This is a genomic window from Azospirillum brasilense (assembly GCF_022023855.1).
In the GTDB taxonomy this organism is placed as follows: Bacteria; Pseudomonadota; Alphaproteobacteria; order Azospirillales; family Azospirillaceae; genus Azospirillum; species Azospirillum brasilense_F.
Genome location: NZ_CP059454.1, coordinates 54,689 through 77,985, shown reverse-complemented (window position 1 = coordinate 77,985; position 23,297 = coordinate 54,689). Strand labels below are relative to the sequence as shown.

General features: G+C 64.8%; 14 protein-coding genes. 13 read left to right on the top strand and 1 reads right to left on the bottom strand.

From position 1 onward, the window contains the following. Positions 1-4 precede the first annotated feature (4 nt). The 9 genes from cysD to H1Q64_RS32950 all read left to right on the top strand — a co-directional run bounded on the left by cysD (position 5) and on the right by H1Q64_RS32950 (position 13,505). Complete coding sequence (gene cysD, locus H1Q64_RS32990) at positions 5-910, top strand: sulfate adenylyltransferase subunit CysD (RefSeq protein ID WP_237908294.1); 906 nt, start codon at positions 5-7, stop codon at positions 908-910. Beyond that, a complete protein-coding gene (cysC, locus tag H1Q64_RS32985; RefSeq protein WP_237908293.1) occupies positions 910-2,784 on the top strand; it encodes an adenylyl-sulfate kinase in 1,875 nt (624 codons plus the stop codon). Before cysD ends, cysC begins: the two co-directional genes overlap by 1 nt. A 148-nt stretch (positions 2,785-2,932) precedes the next feature. Then, positions 2,933-3,892 carry a UDP-glucuronic acid decarboxylase family protein gene (locus H1Q64_RS32980; RefSeq protein WP_237908292.1) on the top strand — a complete coding sequence of 320 codons (960 nt, stop codon included), beginning with the start codon at positions 2,933-2,935 and terminating at the stop codon, positions 3,890-3,892. Between the two features lie 504 nt (positions 3,893-4,396). Further along, on the top strand, positions 4,397-5,335 hold the full coding sequence (locus H1Q64_RS32975; protein ID WP_109067617.1) for a replication protein RepA: 939 nt from the start codon (positions 4,397-4,399) through the stop codon (positions 5,333-5,335). A gap of 144 nt (positions 5,336-5,479) precedes the next feature. After that, positions 5,480-5,980: an HAD family hydrolase gene (locus tag H1Q64_RS32970; RefSeq protein ID WP_237908291.1), complete on the top strand. Its 501-nt coding sequence runs from the start codon at positions 5,480-5,482 to the stop codon at positions 5,978-5,980. A 194-nt stretch (positions 5,981-6,174) separates the two neighbouring features. Next, entirely contained in the window at positions 6,175-6,534 is a 360-nt protein-coding gene (locus tag H1Q64_RS32965; protein WP_237908290.1) for a hypothetical protein, read from the top strand. 67 nt (positions 6,535-6,601) lie between these two features. After that, positions 6,602-9,214 carry a hypothetical protein gene (locus tag H1Q64_RS32960; protein ID WP_237908289.1) on the top strand — a complete coding sequence of 871 codons (2,613 nt, stop codon included), beginning with the start codon at positions 6,602-6,604 and terminating at the stop codon, positions 9,212-9,214. A gap of 83 nt (positions 9,215-9,297) precedes the next feature. Next, positions 9,298-10,875, top strand: coding sequence for a class I SAM-dependent methyltransferase (locus tag H1Q64_RS32955; protein WP_237908288.1), 1,578 nt, complete (start codon positions 9,298-9,300; stop codon positions 10,873-10,875). 590 nt (positions 10,876-11,465) lie between these two features. Then, the gene (locus H1Q64_RS32950) at positions 11,466-13,505 is read left to right on the top strand and encodes a hypothetical protein (protein WP_237908287.1); all 2,040 of its coding nucleotides are present in this window, start codon (positions 11,466-11,468) and stop codon (positions 13,503-13,505) included. Between the two features lie 410 nt (positions 13,506-13,915). On the opposite strand, the gene H1Q64_RS32945 is transcribed toward H1Q64_RS32950, so the two are convergent. Then, the gene (locus H1Q64_RS32945; protein WP_237908286.1) at positions 13,916-14,863 is read right to left on the bottom strand and encodes a recombinase family protein; all 948 of its coding nucleotides are present in this window, start codon (positions 14,861-14,863) and stop codon (positions 13,916-13,918) included. Positions 14,864-15,604: 741 nt separating this feature from the next. Here H1Q64_RS32945 and H1Q64_RS32930 point away from each other — a divergent pair. The 4 genes from H1Q64_RS32930 to H1Q64_RS32905 all read left to right on the top strand — a co-directional run bounded on the left by H1Q64_RS32930 (position 15,605) and on the right by H1Q64_RS32905 (position 23,212). Next, the gene (locus tag H1Q64_RS32930) at positions 15,605-18,466 is read left to right on the top strand and encodes a DUF4347 domain-containing protein (protein ID WP_269145448.1); all 2,862 of its coding nucleotides are present in this window, start codon (positions 15,605-15,607) and stop codon (positions 18,464-18,466) included. Between the two features lie 428 nt (positions 18,467-18,894). Continuing rightward, positions 18,895-21,177 carry a DUF4347 domain-containing protein gene (locus H1Q64_RS32915; protein ID WP_269145447.1) on the top strand — a complete coding sequence of 761 codons (2,283 nt, stop codon included), beginning with the start codon at positions 18,895-18,897 and terminating at the stop codon, positions 21,175-21,177. Positions 21,178-21,360: 183 nt separating this feature from the next. After that, positions 21,361-22,353 (top strand): AAA family ATPase, encoded by a 993-nt coding sequence (locus tag H1Q64_RS32910; protein ID WP_014200331.1) that lies wholly within the window; start codon positions 21,361-21,363, stop codon positions 22,351-22,353. Continuing rightward, positions 22,343-23,212 carry a ParB/RepB/Spo0J family partition protein gene (locus H1Q64_RS32905; RefSeq protein WP_237908285.1) on the top strand — a complete coding sequence of 290 codons (870 nt, stop codon included), beginning with the start codon at positions 22,343-22,345 and terminating at the stop codon, positions 23,210-23,212. The genes H1Q64_RS32910 and H1Q64_RS32905 overlap by 11 nt, the downstream gene beginning before the upstream one ends. Positions 23,213-23,297: the final 85 nt, after the last annotated feature.

Here is a 23,297-nt window from a genome sequence, read left to right as displayed (position 1 = left end):
ACCGATGCCAACCCTGCCCGACGATCTCAGGCTCCTCGAAGCGGAATCCATCGCCATCCTGCGCGAGACCGCGGCCAGCTTCAGCAAGCCGGTGCTCCTCTATTCGATCGGCAAGGACAGCGGCGTGCTGCTGCATCTGGCGCGCAAGGCATTCCACCCCTCGCCGGTACCCTTCCCGCTGCTGCATGTGGACACCGGCTGGAAGTTCCGCGACATGATCGCCTTCCGGGACGAGACGGCGCGGCGGTTAAGACTGAACCTGCTCGTCCACACGAACCAGGACGGGCTGGCCCGGGGCATCGACCCGATCCGGTCCGGTTCCTCCGTCCACACCCGTGTCATGAAGACCGAGGCGCTGCGCCAGGCGCTCGACCGGCACGGCTTCGACGCGGCCATAGGCGGCGCCCGGCGCGACGAGGAGAAGAGCCGCGCCAAGGAGCGCGTCTTCTCCATCCGCAACGCTGCCCACGCCTGGGACCCGAGGGGTCAACGGCCCGAGTTGTGGCGCCTGTGGAACACCCGCATCCGGCCGGGAGAGTCCGTCCGCGTCTTCCCGCTGTCGAACTGGACCGAAATGGACGTCTGGCGCTACGTGGCCACGGAGTCCATCCCCGTGGTGCCGCTCTATTTCGCGGCGGAGCGCCCGGTGGTCCGCCGCTCGGGTGCGCTCATCATGGTGGACGACGGGCGGCTGCCGCTGCATCCCGGCGAGGTTCCGGAGATGCGCCGGGTACGTTTCCGGACGCTCGGCTGCTACCCGCTGAGCGGGGCCATCGACTCCGATGCCACGACTGTGGAGGACATCATCGCGGAGATGCGGGCCTCCCGGACCTCCGAACGGCAGGGCCGCCTGATCGACGGCGACGAGCCGGCCTCGATGGAGCGCAAGAAACGGGAGGGATATTTCTGATGGCGGGCTCTCCGACGGCCGGCTCCGGGCAGGGGCTGCTGCGCTTCCTCACCTGCGGGTCGGTGGATGACGGCAAATCCACGCTGATCGGGCGGCTCCTGCACGATGCCGGCCTGATCCCCGACGACCAGATGGAACAGGTTCGGCGCGACAGCCGCGGCCGGCCAGACCAAGAGGGAGAGATCGACTTCTCCCTGCTGGTGGACGGGCTGGAGGCCGAGCGCGAGCAGGGCATCACGATCGATGTGGCGCACCGCTACTTCGCCACCGCGCGCCGCAGCTTCATCGTCGCCGACGCGCCGGGGCACGAGCAGTACACCCGCAACATGGCCACCGCCGCGTCGGGTGCGTCGCTCGCCGTGCTGCTGGTGGATGCACGCAAGGGTCTGCTGCCGCAGACGCGGCGCCACACTATCGTCACCTCCCTGATGGGCATCCGCCACGTCATTCTGGCCATCAACAAGATGGATCTGGTGGACGGCGCCGAGGCGGTCTTCACCACCCTCCTGCAGGACTTCACAGCCTTCGCCGGCCCCCTGAAATTCCGGTCGGTGACGGCGATCCCGCTGTCGGCACGGCGCGGCGACAACGTCGTCCACCGCTCCGCGGCCATGCCCTGGTACCGAGGGCCCACCCTGCTGGAGCGTCTGGAGAGCATTGCGGTCGAGGGGGGAGCGGAAGCGGACGATCCGCTGCGTTTCCTGGTGGAGTGGGTGAACCGCCCCGACCCGGATTTCCGCGGTCTGTCCGGAACGGTCCTGTCGGGACGGCTGGAGACGGGCGCCGCGGTGACGGTGTGGCCGTCGGGCCGGTCCGCCCGGATCGCCCGGATCGTGACCTTCGACGGCGACGTGGAACGGGCGCGGGCCGGCGACGCGGTGACCGTGACGCTGGAAGAAGCGGTGGACGCCGGACGCGGCGACCTGTTGAGCGGGCCGGGCGCCGCGCCGGAGGTGGCCGACCAGTTCGCCGCCCATCTTCTGTGGATGGCGGAGGAGCCGATGATCCCCGGGCGCTCCTACCTGCTGCGCGCGGGCGCGCGGTGGATTCCGGCGACCGTCACCGCACTGCGCCACACGCTGAACGTGGAGACGCTGGAGCATGGGGCGGCCACCGTGCTGGAAATGAACGCGGTTGGCCTATGCAACCTGTGTACGGCGGCCCCCTTCGCCTTCGATGCCTACGAGACCAACCGGCACACCGGGGCCTTCATCCTGGTCGACCGCTTTTCCAACCGGACCGTGGGCGCCGGCATGATCCGGCACCCGCTGCGGCGCGCCGCCAATCTCCACCGGCAGGAGCTGGCGGTGTCCACCGGGGAACGCGCGGCGCTCAAGCGGCAGCGCCCGGCGGTCCTGTGGTTCACCGGCCTGTCGGGATCCGGCAAGTCCACCATCGCCAACCGGGTGGAGCGGCGTCTGCACGTGCTCGGCCACCACACGATGATGCTGGACGGCGACAACGTCCGGCTGGGACTGAACCGCGACCTGGGCTTCACCGACGCCGACCGGGTGGAGAACATCCGGCGCGTCGGCGAGGTGGCGAAGTTGATGACGGAGGCCGGACTGATCGTGCTGTGCGCCTTCATCGCCCCTTTCCGGGCGGAGCGGGAAGCAATGCGCTCCCTTCTGCCGGACGGCGCCTTCCTGGAGATATTCGTGGACACACCCCTGGAGGAATGCATGCGGCGCGATCCCAAGGGGCTGTACGCCAAGGCACGGGCCGGAACCTTGCGCAATTTCACCGGGGTGGATTCGCCCTACGAGGCGCCGGATGCGCCGGAACTGCGGCTGGACACGGTGGCGGAGGACGCTGACTCGCTTGCCGAACGGGTGGTGGAGCTTCTGCGCCGGAAAGGCATCGCCGGAGTTTGAACGGCCTTCGCCTGCGGAACGGTGGTCGCGGCATAATCGCTTGCCAAAGCTGTGGACTTGCGGCCATGTGCAAGAGTGCTTTCCATTCGGACACCGGCGGTGACGCCCGGTGTCCGAACCGCCCAGAGAAACTCTCCAGAGACAGTCCATGACCGGAATTCGTAGTTACAATCGGCGCGTCCTGGTAACCGGCGGCGCCGGCTTCCTCGGTTCCCACCTCTGCGAGCGGCTGATCGCCCGCGGCGACGAGGTGGTGTGCGTCGACAACTACTTCACCGGCTCACGGCAGAACATCGCCCACCTGCTGGGCAACCCGAACTTCGAAACGATCCGCCACGACGTCACCTTCCCCCTGTACGTCGAAGTGGACCAGATCTTCAACCTCGCCTGCCCGGCATCCCCGGTCCATTACCAGCATGACCCCGTGCAGACGACCAAGACCAGCGTGCATGGCGCCATCAACATGCTGGGGCTGGCGAAACGGCTGAACGCCCGCATCCTCCAGGCTTCGACCAGCGAGGTCTATGGCGATCCCAGCGTCCATCCGCAGCCGGAGGAATACTGGGGCAACGTCAATCCGATCGGGCCGCGCTCCTGCTACGACGAGGGCAAGCGCTGCGCCGAGACGCTGTTCTTCGACTATCACCGCCAGCACAAGCTGCCGATCAAGGTGATGCGCATCTTCAACACCTACGGGCCGCGCATGCATCCCAACGACGGCCGCGTGGTGTCGAACTTCATCATGCAGGCGCTGAAGGGCGAGCCGATCACCGTCTATGGCGACGGCTCCCAGACCCGCTCCTTCTGCTACGTCGACGACCTGATCGAAGGCATGATCCGGCTGATGGACTCGCCCGCCGAGGTCACCGGGCCGATCAACATCGGGAACCCCGGCGAATTCACCATGCTGGAACTGGCCGAGCATGTGGTTGCGCTGACCGGGTCGCGCTCCGCCATTGAGCACCGACCGCTGCCCCAGGACGACCCCAGGCAGCGCCGCCCCGACATCACCAAGGCCAAGAGCCTTCTGGAATGGGAACCCACCATTCCCCTGCGCGACGGGCTGGAACGGACCATCCACTATTTCCGCAGCCATTTCTTCGGCTGACGTGAACGAAGGCCCCCTACGAAAAGGGCCTGAAAGGGGAGGATGCCATCGGGCATCCTCCCCTTTTTTCTTGCCGCGGCTCCCCTCATACCGCTCCCTACCGACCGGTCCAGGTTTGGAGTCTTGTCGCGCCCCCCTTCCCGACTCCGGCCGGGCCACCCGGCAGCCCGGAGCATGGACGGCACTCCCGGAGCACAAATCGCCGAGTCGCCGACCGAATCGCTTCCGAAAGCGATTCGGAAACGTAGAACTGGAGTTTTGTCGCGTCGACCCAAGCTTCCACAGGACGAACGGGTTATCCCCTGGAATGTTGTCGCGGGATTCCTGGACTCTTGTCGCGCGAATCGCGATTCTCTACTGGAGTCTTGTCGCTCAAACTAATAGGAGAATCTAGTAACCTTACTAATAGTCTGCGCGACAAGATTCCAAATTGCGGGTGTCAACCCGCCGTGTTATGGATCGGACCATAAGTCGACCCGGAACAAACGGCGAGAACAGCGCGCTATGGGCCAGTTGCATCGCCTGATCAGCCAAGTGGGCCGTGAACAGGCCAAAGCACTCCAGACCGACCCTGATCAACGGTCTCTGGTGGACATCGCGGCTGCGGTACTGGAAGAAGAACGCCAGGACCTTGGCATTACCTATTCAGGCTTTGCCTTGACCGCGCTTCCGCATCGACGCCTTCCCGACGATCAACCTTGGGAAAGGCGCGGACACCGGATTCGTTTGCTGATCGAGCCGGGCCGACTGCCTGTTCGTGGTGGCGGCTTCAAACTCTATGGCGTTCCCTATGGCAGCCGGGCGCGCATGATCCTGCTTTATTTACAGACACGCGCCCTCCAGACCGACAGCCGGGAGGTCGAGTTGGGCCGCAGCATGCACGACTGGCTCGACCGCATGGGCCTCTCGGTCGGTGGTCAAACCTACCGCGACATCCGGGAACAAGCGTCGCGGATCGCCGCCTGCAACCTGACCTTCGCCTGGGAAGACGCCAACAGCCTGGGCTTTGAAAAGGATTCGATCGTCAAGGGCGGCATCCATTTCTCGTCGGAACACAATTCCCCGCAAGGCACTCTGTGGGAAGACCGCGTCCTGCTTTCAGAAGCGTTCTTCCGCGAACTGAAAGCCCACCCTGTTCCGATCTGGGAACCGGCGCTACGCCATATCCAGAACAACAGCACCAGCATCGATATCTACATCTGGCTGGCTTACCGACTGCACAGCCTGAGCAAATCTACGACCATCACTTGGCCAGCGGTGTTCGAACAGTTCGGCGCCGGTTATTCCCGTCTGCGTGATTTCCGGAAACGCTTCATTGAAGCGCTTCAACTCGCTCTTGCCGTCTATCCGGAAGCCCGGGTCGATGTCGAGGATCACGGGCTGCTCCTGCATCCCTCACCCCCCCCTATTCCGGAACGGAAAATGACCCAGTTCATGCGCTGAACCGGGCTTGCGGGCGCGTTTAGGGACACGCGACAAGACTCCAAATAGCGCCGCACAACGCCTCGCGACAACACTCCAAACCACCCCATTCGATCAGGGGCCTTCATGCCTTGCAAGGCGCTGCTGCTGGACCGTGATGGAGTCGTGAACGTCGACCACGGCTACGTCGGTGATATCGGCCGCTTCACGTTCATGAATGGCATCTTCCCCTTGGCACGGCACGCGGTGGACCGCGGTTTCCGGGTCGCCCTGATCACCAACCAATCCGGCATCGCGCGCGGCTACTTCACCGAAACCGAGTTTCTGCATCTGAGCGACTGGATGCAGGAAATGTTCCTGGCCCAAGGCGTGGAACTCGCCGGAGTTTTCCACTGCCCCTATCATCGCACCGGCAAGGTCGAGCGTTACACCCGCGACAGCTTCTGGCGCAAACCCAACCCCGGCATGATCCTGGAAGCAGCCAGGAGGCTGAACCTCGACCTCTTCCGGTCAGTGTTTCTGGGCGACCAGCCAACCGACATGGCTGCAGCGCAAGCCGCCGGCATCCCGCGGCGGATCATGCTGACGAAATCCGGCACGGTCCCGGAAGGCATGGCGACACTGACCATCCGGCAGCTTTCGGACCTGATCCCCCATCTCGCCTGACGGGCATGCCGCAAGGCCGGCGTGTGGCCTGCCCAGGAGAAATGAAGCGAGCGTGTTCAATCGCCCAGAAAACTCTCCTCTTTATCGGTTTTACCGCAATCATCCGTCCTCTGCGCGAATGTAAATGATTCTTTAGTCAACTTCTGGGCATGTGCTCCCATCAACAGGTATGCCACGAGCCAAGCCGGTCTCTGATGCCCCAGATCATGCCAAGCCCCGTTTCCACCCTCATCCGCCAAGAAACGCCAAGCGCTTCGGATTTCCTATCAAGTGTTCTGCGATGGATCGAGGAAGACAGCCTGACGGTCGCCTGCCAGCAGGCATCCGCACGCCTCGCCACCGGGCTGGACATCCAGGATGAAGACCGTGACGCCCTGATGCTTCTGCTGAACGCCGCCGCCACAACCCTGTCGGCCCCCAGGCGAACGGCCGACCAAGCGGAATGGACCTTCGACGATCGGGCTTTCCAGGCCTTTGCCGACATGGTCGATATCCTCCGGATACAGGACCAGCAGATTTCCGAGGTCATGGCCATCGCCAACGAAGTCGTCTGACAGAACTCATTCCTTGTGTGCAGGCCAATAAGCCTACCCTTTTCTTGCTCCTCGGCGGAATACACGAATGGCGCGTCTTCTTGTCTTCGCAATCGACTGGCTACCCGATGACGGCGACACCGGGACCGGGGGTGGCCTGCGCTCCCGCCAGATCGTAGACATGCTGCGCGGGGCCGGGCACGAGGTCGTCGTGGCCGTTCCCGCCGCCAGCAAGATGGTGACGCTGCTGCGGCGCCAGGACCCGGCCCGGCTCGACGGCGTCCTTCTGTATGACGCCAAAAACCAGTCCAGCCTGATCCGCCGGGTCCAGCCGAACGCGATCGTCTGGCAGTGGCCGACCACCCGTGCCGTTCCGATGACCGGTTGTGGGGATGTGGTGCAGATTTGCGACTTGAACGGTTTGCAAGACCACGAGATCGCCCATGGCATTCCGGGCCTTCTGCCGTTCGCAGAAGGCAAGGTGATCGCTGCCACAGCGGGGGCGGATCTCGCCCTTACCGGCTCGGAGGAACAGAACGGCTACTGGATCGCCAAGTTCGGACACAGGCTGGCCGGCACGCCCACCGCCGTCGTTCCCTACTGTACCCCGCGTTCGCTGGTGCCGGAGGACGCGTCCGGCGCAGGATCGCCAAAACGCTTGTGTCTGGCTGGGACCATTTATCCCTGGAACTCGTCCCTGGCCTATCTGGACGGGATCGTCGCCTGGGCGGAGCGGCGGGGTGACGTGCGCGTCGACATTGTGGGGACGATCGATCCGGCGAGCCGTGACCACATCGCTGTGCGCGCCCAGTTGGAACGGCTCCGTCACTCGCCGCAGGTTTCCCTTTCCTTCGGGCGCAGCGTGGGAGAGTTGTTCCGCGGACTTGGCGTGGGAGGCTTCGCGCTCGACGTCTACCCGGACACGACCGAGCGCCGGATGGCGGTTCCCATCCGCACCGTCAACGCGCTCGCCTGTGGTCTCCCGGTTCTTGGCAACCTGCCAACCGTGCTGAACCGGCGGCTCGTAGAGGCCGGTTGCGGCCTGATCCTACCGCAGGGAGGAACGGCCGACGAAGGTATGCCGGACCTTGAGCGCGCGCTTGATGCCGCTGTGGACACCGACTTGGAGCGCTATGCCGCGATGCGCGCCGCCGCCCGCCGCATGGCCGAGGATGGACCGTTCCAGTGGGAGGCCGCGGCCGACCGGCTGGCGGATGGCCTGGACCGTGCGCTCACGCGGCTGAGGCGGAAGATCGCCTGGACGCCCGAGCGGAAAACTGCCGGGCTGGCGGCCGGCGCACCGGTTTCCGAGGATGCTCCCCGCCATGTCCTCGTCCTGTCCGACGAACCGGAAAACCTGCGGGAATTGCGGCTTCATGCGCCGTTTGGCGAACTGTACCGGCGCGGCGAAATCGGCGGCTACACCGTCTGGTCGCGCGACCGCATGGTGATGAGCACCCTGAACAGCCCGGACCAGACTCCGGTGGACGCGATCTGGCTGCAGCGCCGGCCGTCCTCCGCCACCGCTCTGGCGCTGCATGTGCTGGGGAAGCCCTTCGTTCTGGACCTCGACGATCATCTTCTGGTTTCGCCCACCTACCGGGAATCGTTCCCGCCGGAACACATGCAGATGGGCCGGCTGCTGGTGCGCCAATGCGCCGTCCTGTCCTGCTCCACCGCCCGGCTGGCCTCCCAGCTCGGTTACTACGCCGCCACGGATGTGGTGACCAAGGCCGTCGTCACGCCGAACCTGGCTCTGGGTCCGGCCGCTCCGCGACCGTCCGGCCAACCAGGGGCGGTGGTTTGGGTGTCGAGCGATATGCCGGCGCTCACCGTTTCCTCCGCACCGGTCCTGAAGGCTCTGCGGGATTTCTGTCTCGCCTTCGACCTCACGCTCGTCTGTGTTGGCCACACGCCCCCCGTGCTGATCACCGAAAGCGGGGTGCGCGTCCACAGGCTGCCGATGCAACGTTATGCGGATTATCTCCGGCTGCTGTCCTCCCTGGCCCCGGCCATCCTGTTCTGCCCGCTGGAAACCCACGCCGATCCGGCCACCCAGGATTTCATCGACGGCAAGAGCGACATCAAGATGCTGGAGTGCCTGGCGACCGGCCTGGCCGGCGCCTTCAGCGCCGCAGCGCCCTTCGCCGACAGCACCCTGCGGGCCGGTGTACTGTGCGACAACACATACCAGTCCTGGTACGACGGCCTGTGCACGGCGCGCGAAACGCTCATCGCGGGAGGCGAGGAGCCGATGATCCCGGACGACCGCCAGATCGGGCGCCGGGGGGTGGCTCCTTGGCTCGACGCGCTGCGGGCGGCACGGCTGGATGCTCCCTTCCACCTGCGCGCGCTGAAGGACGCCTACGCCTTCGTCTTCAACCGCATGACCCGGCGGATGCTAAGCCCGGACGAGTTCAACGAGGCCGCCTATCTGGAGGTCAACGGAGACGTGGATCAGGCTTTGCGCGACGGCGTCTTCGAGAACGCCTACGAGCATTACAAGCTGCGCGGCTTCTTGGAGAAACGCGGCCATGGCGGTGTCCAGCAGTTGGGCGATGGGCTTCAAATGTTCACCAACCTGATCGGCAGCCTGAACGACCTGCGCACCACGGCGAACAACCGCGCGCCGCAGATCGAGCATCTGAAGGCGGCGCGCGCCGTCCGTGCGGCAGCTCTTACCCGGCGGGGCGAGCGGTGATCGCTTGGTCCGATTCCGGACGGAGCCGCCGTCACGCCTGCCCGGTCTGTGGGAAGAACGGGGATCATCCGGAGGTGTTGACGGTGACCGAGACGCACAGGACCCATGTCCTGCTGCGTTGCGGGGTCTGCACGGCGCATTTCTACGAGGACCGTACGCCCCCCTCCTACGAAGACGACCCGTCCGACGACTACACCGCCTATTACGCCGAGCAGGGCGCGGATGTCTGGGGTATGACCGACACGCTGTCGCGGCTGCGGGCGCACCGGCCAGCCAGCCTGTTGGACGTGGGCTGCGGCTTCGGCTTCACCGTCGACATGGCGGCCCGCTGTTTCGGTTGGCGGGCGGTGGGGGTCGACCCCTGCGGTCTGGCGCGGTCCGGGGCGAAGCTGCTCGACGCACCGATCGTCACCCGCTACCTGGACCGCGACAGCGGCATCGGAGAGCCGTTCGACCTCGTCCACTCCTCCGAAGTGATCGAGCACATCGACGATCCCTACGGCTTCATCGGGATCCTGCGCCACCATCTGGCACCCGGCGGCATCGTGGTGCTGAAGACGCCCAACGCGGAGGCTCTGACGCCGTCCTTCGCCCCGGGGATGCTTCGGGCCCTGTTGGCGCCGGGCTCTCACCTCATCCTCTATACACCCCTGTCGATCCGGCGCGCGCTGCGCAAGGCCGGCTTCAACCATGTCATGGTGGAAGTCAACGGGTCAGGACTGACCGCCTTCGCGTCGGATGCACCGATCACATTGTCCTCGGCGGGGGGCGCGGGCGGGCATGCGTCCGTCTACGCCCGCTATCTCAAAGAGCGCATGCGCGTCTCGCCACCGGGCGGGCCGGTGTGGAACGGTGCCGCAGCACGGCTTTTCCGGCACCACGCCTTGAGCGGCCGGTTCCTGGAAGCGTTGGAACTCTACGGCACGCTGGCCAAGGCCTATGAAGAGAGCTTCGGGATCGACCTGCTGCGGCCCCGACGGATTCCCATCGGGTCCTGCGATCCTACCGGCGGACCGGGCCGGCCAAGGCGCGCACCGTACAACCTTGCCTCAGTCCTTTTCACGCGGGGTCTACTGGCGCGGTGCCTGCCGGCGCAGGACTCGCTGGAAACCTTGGCCTTCCTGCGGGTGGCGGAACGCCTGGCGGTGGAGATGGGGGGCGCTCTGCAGGCCGGCGGGCTGTTCGACGGGGATTTGGAGAACACCGTCTTTCAGGCACGCTGCGAGGCCGTCGACGCACTCTGGCCGATCGACCCCGACGCCGCCATCGAGGCGTTGGTGTCTCTGGGGCGGCCGACGGGAAGCCGTTTCGACGGCCAGACGGTCGTTCCGCTGGTCCTGCGCCTAAACAAGGCCGCCCAGCTGTTCGTGCGGCTTGTCCATGACGGCGATTATCGGTTGGCCGTTCGCCTGTTCGATCTTTTCGAAGATCAGGAACTGGTGGAGCAGTCCTTGCCGAAGGACGGCACCCTTCTGCATCTGGCTTTCTGTCTGGCGATCCTGGACTTGAACGTCTACGCTCGGCAAGACCGTGTCGTGGACCGGCTGCGATGGCTGCAGCGTTTGGCCGAACAACTCCAGAAGGTGCCCGAGCATGCGGAGAGTGCCCGGCACATGATGTCGGTTGCCACTGAGCACATGGCCATGATTGCCGCCCCCTGACCTCTCCAGCGCTTGAGGACCGGCCCCCCGGCTCACTTCGTCGAGAGGCGCGGCGCGCAGCGAGTGGCCGGAAAAGGTCCGCTCGCGTAGCGCGGCCTGCAGCAGAGGGCCGTGTGACGGACGCTTCACTGACCGGGGTTTTCAGCCCGAAAATTTGACCGTTACGGCAACACCGGCATCGTGGCTGGTGTCCAGTTCGCTGTTGATCTGTTCCACGAAGGAGCGAGCAATCCCAATGCTGGGGGCTTTGCGTCATGCCATATGGGGCTTTCTTCGGCCCTTCGCCTGTGGGTCCCTACGCGAAACTCCCGACAGTCCCCACCACTTCCAACCCTGGTTCCAAGATGAAGCCTGCTTCGACCAGAAGGGCCGCAACGCACATCGCTGGTGGGTGCGTGGGCAACGGTCGCGCACAGCCTTTCTTCCGCGCCCTCTAAAGTATAAGGTTGTTTGCGTTTGGTCACACCACCAATGTCATACTGGTTGTATGAGTAAGTGCGGTACTGGGCCGCCTCGAAGACCGACTAAGGTCACATTCACAACGTGGCGTAAATGGCTAGCTGCGATCACAGAACATAGTAAGGCGTATTATGATTAAGAGCCCGCTTTCTGTTTTTGTTAAGAAAATTTCCGGGAAAAAAACTGAAGAGCGTTTGCTCAATGATAAGTTGCGAATTGATGATCGTTTTATCAGTCAAGATGAGAGAAATTTTTGTTTTGATTATATTATCCTTGGTGGTAGCAATATACATGCGTTTGAAGATTTTTTTAACGCAGTTGGTCGTACTCATCGTATTTGGCGTGGATCAACGATCTCGTTTGTATCAAAGCCAATAGCTCCGCCGTCATTGCCGTCAGAGATGCCTTCCGGATTGGCGAGGCAGATTGTAGAAGATTGCACAAAATCTGCAGCATTGCGTTTGTTGTCGAATCTTCACTCTGCTCTCATTGTAGAGTTCTTGCGTGATATTTCGACCGGATGCATTCGGATTAATGACAGCTATATTTCAAATAATAACCAAACCTCTTGGCATATCTCCGTTGATAATAAGGCGATTTTTGGGGAAGGTGTCATTGAGATTGACGCTGTTTCTGAATTTCATGACATTCTTTTGCGTGATTCTCTGAAGAAATTTTATGAATTGTATATTTTGCCTAGACTTAATATTTCAGTCCCTGTTTTTGTTATTAGGCAGTATTTTGTTGAACTTTTTTTGAACGAGTCTGGGGATTTCGAAACCGGATGGGGAAAGCATGGGTGGTTTAATATTGAAAGGAGAAACTTTATTAATGGAAAGCTTGACTGGATATACAAATACCTTGAAGAACTAGACGATAGAATCATATTTATTGATCAACCAAAGGAGCTTCTTTTTTCGGATTGTTTGGCGCCATTTGGCGAGAATGAAAGGCATGCGTGTATAGAGGCGCAAAACGAAATGGCAAGGGACATACTTCATACATCTACCAAGATATTTGAAGCGGCGGCCCTTCCTGCTGAATTCGAGCAGCACGAGCATTTCTTCAGGAATAGCATTCCGATTTCCCATTATAGAAATATTATTCGTGAAAAAGTAGTTGAACGTACTAAAGGTAACTATTTTAGAAATAAATTTGAGGAGGCACAGTCTATAGTTGCCGCGCAGGGCGCTGAGCTCACCGGAGCGCAGGCCGCGCTCGCCGCACGGGATGCCGAGCTCACCGGAGCGCAAGCCGCACTCGCCGCGCAGGGCGCTGAGCTCACCGGAGCGCAGGCCGCGCTCGCCGCGCAGGGCGCCGAGCTCACCGCAGCGCAGGCCGCACTCGCCGCACGGGATGCCGAACTCACCGCAGCGCAGGCCGCACTCGCCGCACGGGATGCCGAACTCACCGGAGCGCAGGCCGCGCTCGCCGCACGGGATGCCGAGCTCACCGCAGCGCAAGCCGCACTCGCCGCACGGGATGCCGAACTCACCGCAGCGCAAGCCGCACTCGCCGCGCAGGGCGCCGAGCTCACCGGAGCGCAGGCCGCACTGGCCGCGCAGGGCGCCGAGCTCACCGGAGCGCAGGCCGCACTCGCCGCACGGGATGCCGAGCTCACCGGAGCGCAGGCCGCGCTCGCCGCGCAGGGCGCTGAGCTCACCGGAGCGCAGGCCGCACTCGCCGCACGGGATGCCGAACTCACCGGAGCGCAGGCCGCGCTCGCCGCGCAGGGCGCTGAGCTCACCGGAGCGCAAGCCGCGCTCGCCGCACGGGATGCCGAACTCACCGGAGCGCAAGCCGCGCTCGCCGCACGGGATGCCGAACTCACCGGAGCGCAAGCCGCACTCGCCGCGCAGGGCGCTGAGCTCACCGGAGCGCAGGCCGCACTCGCCGCACGGGATGCCGAACTCACCGGAGCGCAGGCCGCGCTCGCCGCGCAGGGCGCTGAGCTCACCGGAGCGCAAGCCGCGCTCGCCGCACGGGATGCCGAACTCACCGGAGCGCAAGCCGCACTCGCCGCGCAGGGCGCCGAGCTCACCGGAGCGCAGGCCGCACTCGCCGCACGGGATGCCGAGCTCACCGCAGCGCAGGCCGCGCTCGCCGCACGAAGTGAAGTATTGCCACTTGGTAATAAAATTTTATCTCTAAGCCCATTGATTGTTATATAACTAAAATCAGTAAATCTGATATTTACGGATGATAGATGTGTCCAAGAAGCAGATTTATGTTAGGCCATAGCACTATTATGTCTTGCTATGTTTTTTAAAAGTGAATTTATTAATAATAAATGAGGTATAGATACTAGATACAGCTTGTCTCTTTGAATTACTTTTTTCGTTACATGCTATGTTTTAAATGCTAGCGGTATTAGTTAATGCTTTGTTTTTTTTGAGGAACTCTGTGGGATAGTTCAAGAAACACTTGCCAAACGTGTGAAGAACCGCGACGAATGTCCTTCGCCGAAACTAGGATCCCTGGTTTCGGTTTGCGTCCGGCCTTCGTCTACCGGCGGATGGCCGAAGACATTCTCCGCGGTCCGGTTTGGCAAGCCTCGTGCCGGCTCGATGCCAAGGACCGATCAAGCTTTTGGGGCGCTTGGCGCGTCAGGTGCTCGGCGACGAGCCCGCCTCCCCTCGGCCACTGGGATGATCAGTCCGAACCGCTCAGCGCGGTCAAGCAGCGCTTTGACCGAAGACGCCGACCAGATCGTGCCACGGCGCGGCGTGCGGATGTGCATTTCCTCCAAGCGCGCGGCGATCGCGCGCAGGCTGATGGTCGGGTCAGCCCCCTTGATGCCGGCGATGACCAGCAGGAGGTCGTCCTTGGGCGGCTTGCGCGGTGCCGGCGCGATCAGGTCCGGTTCGGCCAAGCCTTCCGCGACAAGGCGGTGGACCGCCCGCGACAGCCGGTCGGCGGTCCAGGGCCGGTCGGGCGAGCCAAGCCGGCCGAGCGTCTTGGCCACTTTGCCCCAGGAGTTCCCCGGGCGCATGGAGCGCACCTTGGGCAGCCAAGCCTCCATGCTTGCCAACAGATCGGCCACATATTGCCGGTCGCGGATGGCGGAGAGCGTCGCAATGGCGTCGGGATCGCGGCGCTTGAGGGCGGGATTGCCTCCCACCCGCCCACGCGCCTTGGCCGCCCGCAATCCGGCCTTGGTGCGCTCACGGATCAACGCGCGCTCCAACTCCGCCGCGGCGCCCAGCACCTGGAGGGCGAACTTGCCCTGCGGTGTGGAGGTGTCGATCGGGTCGCGCAGCGACTTGAAGTGGGCGCCGACCGCCTCCAGCCCCTCGATCACGTCGAGCAGGTGGGAGAGCGAACGGGCCAGCCGGTCGATGCGCGCCACGACCAGGATGTCACCGCGCTTCACCTGGGCGACGGCCTTGGCGAGTTCCGGGCGTGCCCGGCTGGCGCCCGATGCCTTTTCCTCGAAGATCACCGAGCAGCCGGCGGCTTTCAGCTCGTCGAGCTGGCTGAAGGTGGCTTGGTCTTCGGTGGAAACGCGGGCGTAGCCGATGAGGGCCATGGAGTCCGTTCATGAAAGCGGAAAAACTGCCCCACTGTACAGTTCAATCCGTTTTGAGAAAACGATCGTTTGGCCGCCTGTACAATCCATTTGAACAGCCTGACGCGCCAGCCGGCGTCGCTCACAAGGTGGGCGCGAGGATGGGGATGGGTGGGAGTCGGCTCATAAATAAAGCCGGAGAAAAGTTCGGTCTTGAAGCCGGAAGACGGGCCGAAATGGCCGAAAACCACGAGAGTCCGCTCATAAAGCCGGAGCGACAACCGTTCATGGAACCGATGCGGCGATCCACGTCTCGGCAACCTTGCATGTGTTGCGATGAAGCACGGCAGTGATCTGCGAGATAAGTATCACGAGAGCCCTGAAGGCGCATAAGGCGGTGGCCTGGGCGGGGGGCTTAGCGCGAAGGAGAGGGCAGCGCATCCGCGTCACCGCCGCCGCCCGTCAAAGCTTCGAAATACATCGTGGCAATATCGATTGCGCCCATCCTTCACCGCACGGGACTTCAATCCATCCAAAGGACTTAAGTTGTCCTAAAGTGATGGTTCTGAAGAAGGCCTCCGTATGGAATGAATATCAATAGAATTGGCGTTTCATGCGAGTAGTAGGAGTTATTACTTATTAGGCAGTTGCAGGAGTACACCTTGGAAATTCATGTCATAGGAAGTCGCACGCTTTGCCATATACGCGGGTGGGGCGCTCGGGCATCCCAACGATCACAACAAAATTTACGGAGAGTTCCCCTTGAACGAAGTCATCATCGCGGACGCTGGGCTTGAGGATCTCGACGCACTGCTCAGCCACCGCCGTCCCGACGTTCAGGTTACGCTCGTTTCCTCCGCCGAGGATGGCCATGCCGTTCTCGCCGCCGCGCTCGCCGCGCGCCCGTCCGTCCTGCATCTGGTCGCCCATGGCGAGCCGGGGCGGGTCCTGCTGGGTGCCCAGCCGCTGGACGCGCGCTCGCTGCTCGACCGCTCCTGGCCGGATGCACGCGGTACCGAGATTCACATCCACGCCTGCCATGCCGGCGCGGGCGAGGCGGGCCGGCTCCTTCTCGACCGTCTGTCCGCCGCCACGGGCGCCGTGGTTGCGGCCTCTTCGGGGCCGGTCGGCCCGGCGGTGCGCGGCGCGTCCTGGAAGCTCGATGTGCGCACAGCGCCCGTCTTTACCCCCTCCCCCTTCGCCGGGGTCGAGGGCGCCGGGGCGAACGGCTGGGCCCATGAGCTGGCCGTCACCGGCACGCCGACCGACGGCAACGACACGCTGACCAGCGATGACGCGGCGGACAACATCAACGGCGGAGCGGGCAACGACATTCTGATCGGCAACGGCGGCAACGACACGCTGATCGGCGGGGGCGGCCACGACACCATGGACGGTGGTGCCGGGGCTGACGTGTTCGACGGCGGCGACGGCTTCGACGTCGTCACCTACGAGAACGCGACCTTCGGCATGGTCATCGACATCGGCAACCCGGCGAACAGCACGGGCGACGCCGCGGGCGACACCTTCACGGGCATCGAGCGCTGGATCGGCTCCAACTACAACGACACCATGGTGGCCGGCAGCGACCCCGTGTGGTTCTGGGGTCACGCGGGCGATGACGTGGAGATCGGCGGCGCCGGCAACGACACCATGGAGAGCGGCGACGGCAACGACACCGTCTATGGCGGCGCCGGCGACGACCAGATCTACAGCCGTGCCGACAACGACGTGCTCTATGGCGAGGACGGCAACGACCTGATCTACGGCGGCTGGGGCAACGATATGCTCGATGGCGGCGCCGGCAACGACACCCTGTTTGGTGAAGGGGATGCCGACACCATGTACGGGGGCGCCGGCGACGACAGCATGGACGGCGGCCAGGGCAACGATCTGATGTATGGCGGCGATGGCAACGACACGCTGATCGGCGGCATCGGCCATGACACCATGGAAGGCGGCGCCGGAGCCGACGTGTTCGACGGCGGCGACGGCTTCGACGAGGTGACCTACGCGAACGCCACCGCGGGCGTCGTGCTGGATCTGCGCAACCCGGCGAACAGCACGGGCGATGCCGCGGGCGACACCTTCACCAACATCGAGCGCTGGATCGGCAGCGAGTTCGACGACCGGCTGGTCGGCAACGACGACGGCGTCTGGTTCTGGGGCCATGGCGGCAACGATGTCGAGATCGGCGGCGCCGGCAACGACACGATGGAAAGCGGCATCGGCAACGACACGATCTACGGCGGCGGCGGCGACGACCGGGCCTTCGGGCGGGCCGACGACGACATGCTGTATGGCGAGGCCGGCAACGACCTGCTGGCCGGCGGCGGCGGCAACGACCTGCTCGATGGCGGCACCGGCAACGACACGCTGATCGGCGACTGGGGCGTCGACACGATGATCGGCGGTGACGGCGACGACGTCTTCTACAGCGGCGCGCACGATCCCCTGCCGGAAGCCGACATCATCCAGGGTGGGGCCGGCAACGACACCTTCATCATCGCCGCGCAGAGCGACGCCGGCACGGTCTCCTACGATGGCGGCGAGGGCACCGACACGCTGCGCATCAGCTCCGACAACGTGGCCGATCCGGAGAACAAGATCACCACGGCGACGCCGCAGATCGACATCTCCGGCATGACTCTGACCAGCGTGGAGAGGTTGGAACTGGTCGGCAGCGTCCGCCATGCGGTGACGATGAGCGTCGCCCAGGCCAACGGCTTCGCCAGCATCACCGGCGCCACCGGCGGCGATGTCTTCACCATCGCCGGAACGGCCATGGCGGGCGCGGTCACCGCCGGCAACGGCAGCCAGCTCACCGCCGGGCAGGTCCAGGCCGAGACGGTGAACGGCGTTACCCTGCTGCACATCGGTACCGATGCCACCGCGGGCGCCGACGTGACGCTGCGCTTCGCCGGTGGCTTTACGGCGGACCAGTTCCAGGTCAACGGCAGCGGGATCACCCTGAGCGGAACCCCCTCGACCCCGCCGACGACCGAGCCGCCCACCACTGAACCGCCGACCACGACGCCTCCCACCACGGAACCGCCGACCACCACCCCGCCGGTGGACGACCGTCCTTCGACCGCCATGCAGCGCATCGTGGACGGCGTGACCGAGGACGTGAAGGCCTACGCCTACGAGGGGCCGGTCTCCACCCTGCAGTGGACCTTCCTGGGCGACTCCCGTGGCGAAGTGCTAGGCGGGTCGGACGGCAACGACTTCCTGAACCTGCTGGGCGGCGACGACGCGGCGGCGGGCGGGGCCGGGGACGACGTGCTGGACGGCGGCTCGGGCTCCAACTGGCTGATCGGCGGTTCGGGCAAGGACACCTTCTTCGTCGACGGCCGCGGCACCGAGATCACCTGGTCCACCGTCACCGACCTGGAGCAGGGCGAGTGGTCCACCCTCTGGGGCTACAAGGAAGGCGTCTCCACCCTGCGCTGGGAGGAGATGGACGGTGCCGAAGGCTACAAGGGCGCGACGGTCCACTGTGACATCGATGGCAATGGCACCATCGACGCCAGCATGACCTTCGCCGGCAAGGCCGTGGGCGCCATGACCACCACCACCGGCACCATGGGTGACCAGAACTACATCGCTTTCATCAGCCTGTGATCCGGCGCGGTTCGTGATCTGAGGCACCGAGCGGAAAAAACGGCCTGGGGAGTGTTCCCCAGGCCGTTTCTCGTTCGCCGCCGCCATTTGAGGCAGCCCATCGGCAGGAGGGCTACCCCTTCTAAAGATTGTGATGACATCGCCTGTTTTCCCTGCATTCGCTCTTGATGTATAGTTTTCGTTCCTTTTCCTCATAGGACAATGACAGTTCATAGGATCATTGAGTTTCCCGTTATCAATCAAGATAACCCAACAACTATGTTCCGTTGATGAGTACGTGTTATTTCTTCTTGGGCAATTGCGAAAAGGCTCTCCGAAAGCGCATGTGATTGTGTGTCGCGCTTCCCCGTATCCGCGAACCTCCCGTAAACGCGAACGATGCGACCGGGCGCCCCAGCGATCACCACAGAATGCACGGAGAGTTTCCCTTGAACGAAGTCATCATCGCGGACGCTGGACTTGAGGATCTCGACGGGCTGCTCAGCCACCGCCATCCCGACGTCCAGGTCATGCTCGTCTCCGCCGTCGACGATGCCCATGCCGTTCTGGCCGCCGCGCTCGCCGCGCGCCCGTCCGTCCTGCATCTGGTCGCCCATGGCGAGCCGGGACGGATCCTGCTGGGCGCCCAGCCGCTGGACGCGCGGTCGCTGCTCGACCGCTCCTGGCCGGATGCGCGCGGCACCGAGATCCATATCCACGCCTGCCATGCCGGTGCGGGTGCCGAGGGCCGTCTCCTCCTCGACCGGTTGGCCGCCACCACGGGCGCCGCGGTCGCGGCCTCCTCGGGTCTGGTCGGTCCGGCGGCTCAGGGCGCTTCCTGGACGCTTGATCTGAGCACCGCGCCGGTCGGCGCCCCCTCCCCCTTCGCGGCGGTTGAGGGCTGGACCCATGTCCTGGCCGTGACCGGCACCACGACGGCGGGTCCCGACCTGCTGACCAGCGATGACGAGCCGGATGTGATCGAAGGCGGGGCTGGCAACGACACGCTGATTGGCGGCGGCGGCAACGACACGCTGATTGGCGGTGCGGGTGCCGACCTGCTGGACGGCGGGGCCGGCTTCGACGAGGCGTCCTACGAGACCGCGACCTCCGGCCTCGTGCTGGACTTGCTGAACCCGAGCAACAGCACGGGTGACGCCGCGGGCGACACCTTCATCGACATTGAGCGCTGGGTCGGCTCCAACTTCGACGACACCATGGTGGCCGGGAACGACCCCGTGTGGTTCTGGGCCCATGACGGCGCCGATCTGGTGACCGGCGGGGCCGGCAACGACACGCTGGAGAGCGGCAACGGCAACGACACCGTCCATGGCGGGGCCGGCAACGACCAGATCTTCGGGCGCGCCGACGACGACATGCTCTATGGCGACGACGGCGACGACCTGCTGGTCGGCGGCGGCGGCAAGGACAGCCTGATGGGTGGGGCCGGCAACGACACGTTGGTCGGCGACTGGGACGCCGACACGATGATCGGCGGCGACGGTGATGACGTCTTCTACAGCGGCGAGCACGGCGACCTGAACGAGGCCGACGTCATCGAGGGCGGCGCCGGCAACGACACCTTCATCATCGCCGCGCAGGGCGACGCCGGCACGGTCTCCTACGACGGCGGCACCGGCACCGACACGTTGCGCGTCAGCTCCGACAACGTGACCGATCCGGAAGGCAAGATCACCACGGCGACGCCGCAGATCGACATCTCCGGCATGACCCTGACCAGCGTGGAAAACCTCGATCTGGTCGGCAGCGTCCGCCACACGGTGACGATGACCACCGCCCAGGCCAGCAACTTTACCAGCGGGGTGACCGGGGCCGTGGTGGGCGACGCCTTCACCATCACCGGCACGGCCATGACCGGGACGGCCACCGCCGGCAACGGCAGCCAGCTCGGCGCCGGGCAGGTGCAGGCGGAGACGGTGGATGGCGTCACCTTCCTGCGCATCGGCACCGACGCCACGGCGGGCGCCGACGTGACCCTGCGCTTCGTCGGCAGCTTCACCGCCGGGCAGTTCCAGCTCAACGGCGACACCGTCACGCTGATCGACGCGCCGCCCACCACCGAACCGCCGACCACCATCCCGCCGACGACCGAGCCTCCCACCACGGAACCGCCGACCACGACGCCCCCCACGACGGAGCCGCCGACCACCACCCCGCCGGTGGACGACCGCCCTTCCGCCGCCATGCAGCGCATCGTGGACGGCGTGACCGAGGACGTGAAGGCCTACGCCTACGAGGGGCCGGTCTCCACCCTGCAGTGGACCTTCCTGGGCGACTCCCGCAGCGAGGTGCTGGGCGGGTCGGACGGCAACGACTTCATCAACCTGCTGGGCGGCGACGACGCGGCCTGGGGCGGGGCCGGTGACGACGTGCTGGACGGCGGCTCGGGCTCCAACTGGCTGATCGGCGGTTCGGGCAAGGACACCTTCTTCGTCGACGGCCGCGGCACCGAGACCACCTGGTCCACCGTCACCGACCTGGAGCAGGGCGAGTGGGCCACGATGTGGGGCTACCAGGAGGGCGTCTCCAAGCTCTCCTGGGAAGAGATGGGCGGGGCCGAAGGCTACAAGGGCGCGACGGTCCATTGCGACATCGACGGCAACGGCACCATCGACGCCAGCATGACCTTCACCGGCAAGGCTGTGGGTGCCCTGACCACCACCACCGGCACCATGGGCGACCAGAACTACATCGCCTTCATCAACCTGTAAGCTGAGGTCGTGCGAAACGCGCCGGTCCGGGGGATGCCCTCCCCTGGGCCGGCTTTTTCCTGTTGATGCCGGCTGTTGATGCAACGGGGGTGACCGTCAACCTTGACCGATTCGGGCGTCCATCGTATCGGTTGAACACGGCAAGCGCATTCGCTGTGGAGGTTGACGTTGCGTGGCGAAGACATGAGGCTCCTGCGCGAGGAGCGCAAACTTTCACAGCCGGATTTCGCGGCCTGGCTGAACGAGCGGCTGGAGCGGCGCTACGACCGGTCCAAGATCTCCCGCTGGGAAAGCAACAGCGAGAAGATCCCCGACGCGGTGGTCCGCTTCCTCCTGAAGGAGACGGCGGTGGTGGACGGCAAGCATGGCCCGGCGCTGGTCATCTGCCTCGCCAACCAGAAGGGCGGGGTCGGAAAGACCACCTGCACGGTGAACACCGCCAGCATCCTGGCCCGCGAGGGCTACCGCGTGCTCATCATTGACGCCGACCCGCAGGCCAACGCCACGGCGCATCTCGGCATCGACCTGATCGAGTACGAGGAGGGCCGGCGCAAGTCGCTTGCCCACGTGCTGCGTGAGGAGGTCGCCGTCGAGGACATCGTCGTCCCGGTCGGCGACATCGGGCTGGAGATTGCCCCGTCGAGCATCGAACTGGCGTCGGTCGAGGTGGAGCTGACCGCCGACCCCAGCGGCCCCATGGCCCTGCGGGAACGGCTTCAGGACGCGCGGTCGGCCTATGACTTCATCTTCATCGACTGCCCGCCGAACCTGGGCCAATGCACCGCCAACGGGCTGGTGGCGTCGGACCTCATCGTCATCCCCTGCCAGACCGAGTATCTGTCCTCCATCGGCGTGAATCATCTGCTGAAGACGATCAACAAGCTGAAGCGGCGCTGCCACCCCAGCCTCGCCGTCCTGGGCATCCTGCCGACCATGCACAACGCCCGGCTGAACCAGCATCAGGTGACCCTGGAACAACTCCACAGCGCGCTGGGCGGCACGCTGCGCATCTTCCCGCCGGTGCCGCGGGCGACGATCTACGGCGACGCCGCCCTTGCCGGACGCGCCGCCCTGGAGGCGGTGCCGGACGCACCGGGCGCCTCGTCCTACCGGGCGCTCGCCGACGCCATCGTCGTGGAGCGGCGCAAGCGCGTGGAGGTGGCCAATGTCGCGTAAACTCGGAACCGGGAACCTTGCCCGGCTGAACGCTATGAGCCGCGGCGCGCTCGCCGTCTTCGCGGAGCCGGAACAGGGTGTGCGTCTCGTCTATCCCGACGTGGACTGGATCGAGGCCAACCCCGACCAGCCGCGCCGCCGCTTCGACGAGGCGGAACTGGCCGCCCTGACGGACTCCATCCGCAAATACGGCCTGCAGCAGCCGATCGGCGTGCGGGAGCTGGGGCCGAGCCGCTTCCAGCTCGTCTTCGGGGAGCGGCGCCTGCGCGCGGTCCGCGCGCTCGGCCAGCAGACGGTGCCCTGCATCCTCGTGCCGGAGGGCATCGACACCGCCGAGGTGGCGGTGGTGGAGAACGTCCTGCGCGCCGATCTGACGCCCTTCGAAGAGGCCGACGCCTTCGTGGCGCTCGTGGAGAAGCATGGCTATTCCCACGCCGATCTCGGCCAGATCATGGGGCGCGACAAGGCGGAGATCACCCGGACCCTTGGGCTGACCCGGGTCGCCCCGGCGGTAAGGGAACGCTGTGAAAGTGCGGAGAGGAAGGTCGCCCGTTACAGGCTCTACCAGATCGCCGCGCTCGACGACGCGGAGGAGCAGATGCGCCTGCTCGACCGCTTGGCTGACGACCAGCCCCAGCCTGAACCCCGCGCCCCCGTCGCCGCGACGCCGGGGGCGCGGGACGAGCCGGAGGCGGTCCTGAGCGCCTTCAGCCTGCGCGTCTCCCGCAACATCCTACGCACGCGCGAGGCCCTGTACGCTTTCCAGGAGAAGCCGAAGCGGCTGGGGGATGTGGACCGCGAGGTCCTGCGCGACCTGCGCCGTTCCATCGACGCCATTCTGGACGGTGAGGAAAACTGACCGGAGCCGGTGAGAATTCTCACCGATCCTTTTCCTCACGCGAAGCGGTGAGAATTCTCACCGGCATTGTCGGAACCCAGGCAAA

Bases quoted from the DNA above. Each gene is read 5' to 3' on its own strand.
- cysD (WP_237908294.1), top strand. From the start codon at position 5: ATGCCAACCCTGCCCGACGATCTCAGGCTCCTCGAAGCGGAATCCATC.
- cysC (WP_237908293.1), top strand. From the start codon at position 910: ATGGCGGGCTCTCCGACGGCCGGCTCCGGGCAGGGGCTGCTGCGCTTC.
- H1Q64_RS32980 (WP_237908292.1), top strand. From the start codon at position 2,933: ATGACCGGAATTCGTAGTTACAATCGGCGCGTCCTGGTAACCGGCGGC.
- H1Q64_RS32975 (WP_109067617.1), top strand. From the start codon at position 4,397: ATGGGCCAGTTGCATCGCCTGATCAGCCAAGTGGGCCGTGAACAGGCC.
- H1Q64_RS32965 (WP_237908290.1), top strand. From the start codon at position 6,175: ATGCCCCAGATCATGCCAAGCCCCGTTTCCACCCTCATCCGCCAAGAA.
- H1Q64_RS32960 (WP_237908289.1), top strand. From the start codon at position 6,602: ATGGCGCGTCTTCTTGTCTTCGCAATCGACTGGCTACCCGATGACGGC.
- H1Q64_RS32950 (WP_237908287.1), top strand. From the start codon at position 11,466: ATGATTAAGAGCCCGCTTTCTGTTTTTGTTAAGAAAATTTCCGGGAAA.
- H1Q64_RS32945 (WP_237908286.1), bottom strand. From the start codon at position 14,863: ATGGCCCTCATCGGCTACGCCCGCGTTTCCACCGAAGACCAAGCCACC.
- H1Q64_RS32910 (WP_014200331.1), top strand. From the start codon at position 21,361: ATGAGGCTCCTGCGCGAGGAGCGCAAACTTTCACAGCCGGATTTCGCG.
- H1Q64_RS32905 (WP_237908285.1), top strand. From the start codon at position 22,343: ATGTCGCGTAAACTCGGAACCGGGAACCTTGCCCGGCTGAACGCTATG.